The following is a 6,174-nucleotide window of genomic DNA, read 5'->3' as shown; positions in this document are numbered from 1 at the left end:
CCCAACCCTTATTTTAAGGGTGAGACCTGTCCGGGGAATTCGGGGGCCGTTTCATGCGCGCCGGTTGATAGCGTCCGCCGATCTCAGATCGATTCGATCAGCAGCTTGCGCGCCGCATCGACCGTGAGTTCCACCGGGTTGCCACCGGTCGAGGGATCGGCCACGGCGGCTTCCGCGAGTTCGTCGATCCGGTCGGTGCCGACACCGAGCGCCGCGAGCTTGTCGGGAATGCCGAGATCAGAGCGCAGCTTCAGCACGAAATCATAGAAGCCGTCGAAGCCGCCGGGGATGCCGAGATAGGCGGCGGCCGCCGCGATCCTCTCCTCGATCGCCGGGCGGTTGAAGCGCAGCACCGGCGGCATCACCACGGCATTCGTGGTGCCGTGATGCGTGTGGTAGACGGCGCCGACCGGGTGGGAGAGCGAGTGGATCGCGCCCAGCCCCTTCTGGAAGGCCACGGCGCCCATCGCAGCAGCAGCCATCATCTGCGTGCGTGCCTCGATATCCCCGCCATCGGCAAAGGCGCGCGGCAGATAGGTCTTCACCAGCCGCATGCCTTCGAGCGCGATGCCCTGGCTCATCGGGTGGAAGAACGGCGAGGAATAGGCCTCCAGGCAATGTGCGAAAGCGTCCATGCCGGTGCCGGCGGTGATCGCCTTGGGCATGCCGACCGTAAGCTCGGGATCGCAGATCGTCACACCCGGCAGGAATTTCGGGTGGAAGATGATCTTCTTGGTGTGGGTCTGCGAATTGGTGATGACCGAGGCGCGCCCGACCTCGGAGCCGGTCCCGGCCGTGGTCGGCACCGCGACGATCGGCGCGATGCCATCGACGGAGGCGCGCGTCCACCAGTCGCCGACATCCTCGAAATCCCAGACCGGGCGGGTCTGGCCGGCCATGAAGGCCACGCATTTGCCGAGGTCAAGGCCTGAGCCGCCGCCGAAGGCGACGACGCCGTCATGCCCGCCCGCCTTGAAGGCGCGCACGCCGTCATCGAGATTGCGGTCGTTCGGGTTGGGATTGACATCGGCGAAGATCGCCCGGCCAAGCCCGCCGGCTTCGAGGATGTCGAGCGCGTTGGCGGTGATCGCCATGCTTGCAAGGCCCCGGTCGGTCACGAGCAGCGGCCGCTTCATGCCGAGCGCCTTGCAGTGATCGGCCAGTTCCCTGATCCGCCCGGCGCCCAGCTTGACGGCGGTGGGATAGCTCCAGTTCGCGGTGATCGGCATCAGCCAGCTCTCTTCAGATGGTAGGATTTCGGACGGGTGAGGTTGTGGAAGCCGATGACCGAGAGCGAGCCGCCGCGCCCGGTCTCCTTGACGCCGGTCCAGCACAGGGCCGGGTCTAGATAGTCGGCGCGGTTCATGAAGACGGTGCCGGTTTCGAGCTCTGCACCCAACCGAGCGGCGCGTTCGGCATCGCCGGTCCAGAGCGAGACGGTGAGGCCGTATTTGGAATCGTTCATCAGCGCGAGCGCCTCGGCATCGTTGCGCACCTTCATGATGCCGACAGCCGGGCCGAAGGTCTCCTCGCGCATGATCGTCATCGAATGGTCGACATCGACCAGCACCTGCGGCGCGAGATAGGCGCCGCCATCGTCCTGCGGGAAAAGTTTTGGATCGACCAGCGCCCGCGCGCCCTTCGCGGTTGCCTCGGCGATCTGCTCGCGGACCACCTGGGCGAAGCGCTTGTGCGCCATCGGGCCGAGCGAGGTTTCGGAATCGAGCGGGTTGCCGAGGCGGTAGTTCGAGACCCAGGCGACCGATTTCTCGACGAAAGCGTCGTAGAGGCTCTCATGCACATAGATGCGCTCGATGCCGCAGCAGCACTGCCCCGAGTTGAAGGTCGCGCCGTCCATCAGCGTGTCGACCGCCTTGTCGAGATCGGCGTCCGCCATGACATAGCCGGGGTCCTTGCCGCCGAGCTCCAGCCCGATGCCGGTGAAGGTGCCGGCAGCCGCGCGCTCGATCGCCTGTCCGCCCGCGACCGAGCCGGTGAAGTTGATGAAGTCGAACTGTTTCTCGGCGATCAGGCGCGACGAGGTCTCATGGTCGAGGAAGACATTGGCGAAGACCTCTTCCGGCACGCCGGCCTCGTGGAAGGCGCGTGCCAATCGCTCGCCGGTGAGCAATGTCTGGCTGGCATGCTTGAGGATGACCGCATTGCCGGCGATGAGCGCCGGCGCGACAGAATTGATCGCGGTCATATAGGGATAGTTCCACGGCGCGATCACGAAGACGACGCCATGCGGCTCGCGCGCGATGAAGCGCTTGAAGCTGGCGCTGTCCTCGATGACAACAGGCGCCAACGCCTCCTGCGCGATCGAGGCCATGTAGTTCGAGCGCTCGTTGAAGCCCTTGAACTCGCCACCGTATTTCACAGGCCGGCCCATCTGCCAGGCGAGCTCGGTCACCACCTCCTGGCCCATCTCGTTGAGCCGCGCGACGCCCTTGAGCACCAGCGCGATGCGCTCGTCGAGTGGGCGCTTCGCCCAGGCCTTCTGTGCCTTGCGGGCACGCGCGGCCACGGCCTTCGCCTCGTCGAGGCTCAAGGCAAGCCGCTCGGCATAGACCGAGCTATCCACCGGCGACACGCATCGGATCATCGTCATCGTCACTATCCGTCTGGCTGAAGGCTTTGCTGCGGGAGGAGGGGATCGGTCAGGCGCGTTCGAAACCGCGCTTCACTTCCCAATCGGTGATCCGGCGATCGTACTCCTCCTGCTCCCATTCGGCGGCGCGGACATAATGATCGATCACGTCGTCGCCGAAGGCCTTGCGCAGCATCGCCGAGCCTTTCAGTGCGACGGTCGCGTCGCGCAGGGTCTTCGGAATCTCGCGGATATCCCGGCCGCCATAGGCATCGCCGACGAAGGCCTCTTCCAGCTCCATTTTCTTCTCGATGCCGTCGATCCCGGCCGCGAGCAGCGCCGCCATGGCGAGATAGGGGTTGAGGTCCGAGCCGCCGACCCGACATTCGATGCGAATGCCCTTGGTGCCGGCGCCGCAGAGTCGGTAGCCGGCAGTGCGATTATCGGCGCTCCAGATCGCCTTGGTCGGCGCGAAGGTGCCGGCAACGAAGCGCTTGTAGGAGTTGATATAGGGCGCGAGGAAGCCGGTGATGTCGGAGGCATGCGCGAGCAGGCCGGCCACATAGTTCCGCATCAGCGGCGACATGCCGTATTTCGCCTGCGCGTCAAGAAAATGCGGCGTCTTGCCGTCGGCGCTCCAGAGGGACTGGTGGATATGCGAGGAGGAGCCGGCATGGGCGTTGCTCCACTTGGCGAGGAAGGTGATCGACTTGCCCTGCGCCCAGGCGATCTCCTTGCAGGCATTCTTGATGATCGCATGCCGGTCCGCCATCGTGAGAGCATCGGCATAGCGGACATTGATCTCCTCCTGCCCGGCCGAAGCCTCGCCCTTGGAGTTCTCGACCGGGATGCCGGCGCCCTGCAAGCCGTTGCGGATCGCCCGCATCACCGCCTCTTCCTTGGTCGTCTGGAAGATGTGGTAGTCCTCGTTGTAGCTGCTCGCGGTCTTGAGATCGCGATAGCCGCTGGCGCAGGCGTTCTCGTAGGTCTGGTCGAACAGGAAGAATTCCAGCTCGGTCGCCATATAGGCCTTGAGCCCCATGTCCTCGAGCCGCTTGACCTGCTTCTTCAGCACCGCGCGCGGCGAGTGCGGGATGTCATGGCCGTGATGGTCCTGCACGTCGCAGAGCACGAGCGCCGTCCCTTCGAGCCATGGCACGCGGCACAGCGTCGAAAGGTCCGGCTTCATCGTGTAGTCGCCATAGCCGGCGGCCCAGCTCGTCGCCGCATAGCCGGCTACGGTTTCCATCTCCATGTCGGTGGCGAGGAGGTAGTTGCAGCTATGCGTCTCGTGATGCCCGCTTTCCAGGAAGAAGGCGGCATGGAAGCGCTTGCCCATCAGGCGCCCCTGCATGTCGACGAGACAGGCGAGCACGGTATCGATGCGGCCGGCAGTGACATCCTCTCTCAGGGCGTCGAGCGTGTAGGCTTGAGTCATGCCGGTCATCCATCTCCGATGCGCGATCTTCACACGGGAATGCGTCCGGCGAAATAGCCGGCTCGCATGTTTTCGTGCGGCTTATGCAGGGATCAGACCAGCGCCTGGACCTGGATCTCGACCAGGATGTTCTCGGCCGCCAATCGCGATTCGACGGTGGCGCGGGCCGGCGGCTGCGCCGGATCGACCCAGGCCTCCCAGGCGGCGTTCATCTCGTTGAAATTCGCGATGTCCTTCAGCCAGATATTGGCGACGACGATGCGGGTCTTGTCCGTGCCGGCCATCGCAAGATAGCCGTCGATCTGCTTGAGGATATCGGCCGTCTGCTCGCGCACGCCGCCGCTGCGGTCGGCGGCGGTCAGGCCGGAGAGGAAGGCGAAGCCGTTGGCGATGAGCACCTTGCTCAGCCGTCCGGTCACTTCATGGCGTGTGATCATGGTCTGTCCTCCAGGGAATGGTGCCGGCGACGGCCGGCGGGGCAGGGGAATTCTCGCTGTCAGCCTTCCGCCATCAGGGCGGCGGCGCGCTCTCCGACCATCATGGCCGGCGCGTTGATGTTGCCCGAGGGAATCGTCGGGAAGATCGAGGCGTCGACGACGCGCAAGCCTTCGGTGCCATGCACCCGCAATCTGGCATCGACCACGGCGTTGCTCGCATCGGGTCCCATCCGGCAGGTCCCGCAAGGGTGGAAGACCGAATAGGCGTTCGCGCGGATCGCGGCGACATGCGCGGCCTCGTCGGCCGCTTCCGGTCCGGGTCGGATCGCGGTGTCGATCACGGCGGAAAGCGTCGGTGTCGCCGCGAGCCGGTGCAGGAAGCGCGCGCCGTCCAGCAGGATGCGCAGGTCCTCGGGATCGGAGAGGTAGTTCGGCGCGATCTCCGGCGCGACCTGCGGATCGGGCGAGCGGATCGCGACATGGCCGCGGCTGAGCGGTCGGCAGGGCGAGACGCTCAAGCTGAAGCCGGGGAACGGGTCGGGTTTCATCAAGGCGCGCACGCCCGGCACAGCGCGCTCGTAGCTCAGCGGCGAGAAATAGAGCTGCATGTCCGGCCGCGTCAGCTCCGGCCTTGTGCGGTAGAAACCGCCGCCCTGGTTGACGCTGAGTGCCAGGGGCCCGCGCCGCCGCAGCAGATAGTTCGCGGCCATGCCGATGCGGGCCGGCCAGGACAGCAGCGCATCGTTCAGGCTCGGCCGCTTCGAGCGATAGACATGATCGTAGCAGAGATGGTCCTGCAGGTTGCGCCCGACGGCGGGCAGGTCGAGTAGGGGCGCGATGCCGTGCTGCTTCAATAGTTCGGCGGGGCCGATGCCGGAGAGTTGCAGCAGCTGCGGCGAGTTGAAGGCACCGCCGGACAGCACGACCTCCCGCCGCGCCCGGTAACGCAGGGTCTCGCCGCCGCGCTTTGCCTCGACGCCGACGGCGCGCCGTCCCTCGAACAGGATGCGCGTCACCTGCATGTCGGTTTCGAGCTTCAAGCGTCCACGCCGCCTTGCCGGATGCAGGAAGGCGCGTGCGGCCGACTCGCGCCGGCCGCCGCGCGTGGTGATTTGGTAGAAGCCGGCGCCCTCGCTGGTCGCGCCGTTCAGGTCCGGGTTGAAGCGCAGGCCCGCTTCGCCGGCCGCCCTGACGAAGAGGGGTGTCAGCGGATGGACCTCGCCGGCAACGTTCTCGACATGGAGCGGGCCCCCAGTGCCATGCCACAGGGAGGCACCCAGTGCGTGGTCCTCCATGCGCTTATAGGCGGCGAGCACCTCGGCCCAGCCCCAGCCGGGATTGCCGAGCCGCTGCCATTCGTCGAAATCCTCGGCCTGGCCGCGGGCATAGACCATCGCGTTGATCGCGCTCGACCCGCCGACGACCTTGCCACGCGGCTGATAGATCTCCCGCCCGCCGAGCTCGGCTTGCGGCGTGGTCCGGTACATCCAGTTCATGCGGCGATGGTAGAAGGTCTTGCCGTAGCCGATCGGCAGATGGACCCAGGGGCTGAGATCGCGCGGCCCGGCCTCGATCACCAGGATCGAGCCCTGGCCGGCTTCGGCGAGCCGCCCGGCCAACACGCAGCCGGCCGAACCCGCACCGACGATGATCACGTCCCATTCAGTCAAGATATCGTCCCGTCGATGCCGCAAAGGCGATGCGGCCAG

Annotated in this window: 5 protein-coding genes; all 5 read right to left on the bottom strand. The window is 66.1% G+C overall.

Annotated elements, in window-relative coordinates; all coding sequences use genetic code 11:
• Positions 1-83: 83 nt before the first annotated feature.
• The 5 genes from Q0Q02_RS17650 to Q0Q02_RS17630 all read right to left on the bottom strand — a co-directional run bounded on the left by Q0Q02_RS17650 (position 84) and on the right by Q0Q02_RS17630 (position 6,135).
• Positions 84-1,229: an iron-containing alcohol dehydrogenase gene (locus tag Q0Q02_RS17650; protein WP_293811267.1), complete on the bottom strand. Its 1,146-nt coding sequence runs from the start codon at positions 1,227-1,229 to the stop codon at positions 84-86.
• On the bottom strand, positions 1,229-2,611 hold the full coding sequence (locus Q0Q02_RS17645) for an aldehyde dehydrogenase family protein (RefSeq protein WP_293811265.1): 1,383 nt from the start codon (positions 2,609-2,611) through the stop codon (positions 1,229-1,231). Before Q0Q02_RS17645 ends, Q0Q02_RS17650 begins: the two co-directional genes overlap by 1 nt.
• A gap of 49 nt (positions 2,612-2,660) precedes the next feature.
• A complete protein-coding gene (locus tag Q0Q02_RS17640) occupies positions 2,661-4,028 on the bottom strand; it encodes a glutamine synthetase family protein (protein WP_293811263.1) in 1,368 nt (455 codons plus the stop codon).
• Between the two features lie 92 nt (positions 4,029-4,120).
• A complete protein-coding gene (locus Q0Q02_RS17635; RefSeq protein ID WP_293811261.1) occupies positions 4,121-4,465 on the bottom strand; it encodes a RidA family protein in 345 nt (114 codons plus the stop codon).
• A gap of 59 nt (positions 4,466-4,524) precedes the next feature.
• Positions 4,525-6,135 carry a GMC family oxidoreductase gene (locus Q0Q02_RS17630; RefSeq protein WP_293811259.1) on the bottom strand — a complete coding sequence of 537 codons (1,611 nt, stop codon included), beginning with the start codon at positions 6,133-6,135 and terminating at the stop codon, positions 4,525-4,527.
• Positions 6,136-6,174: the final 39 nt, after the last annotated feature.

The sequence above is a fragment of the uncultured Allobosea sp. genome, from assembly GCF_945956895.1.
Lineage (GTDB): Bacteria > Pseudomonadota > Alphaproteobacteria > Rhizobiales > Beijerinckiaceae > Allobosea.
This window is presented reverse-complemented; position numbering and strand designations above follow the sequence as displayed.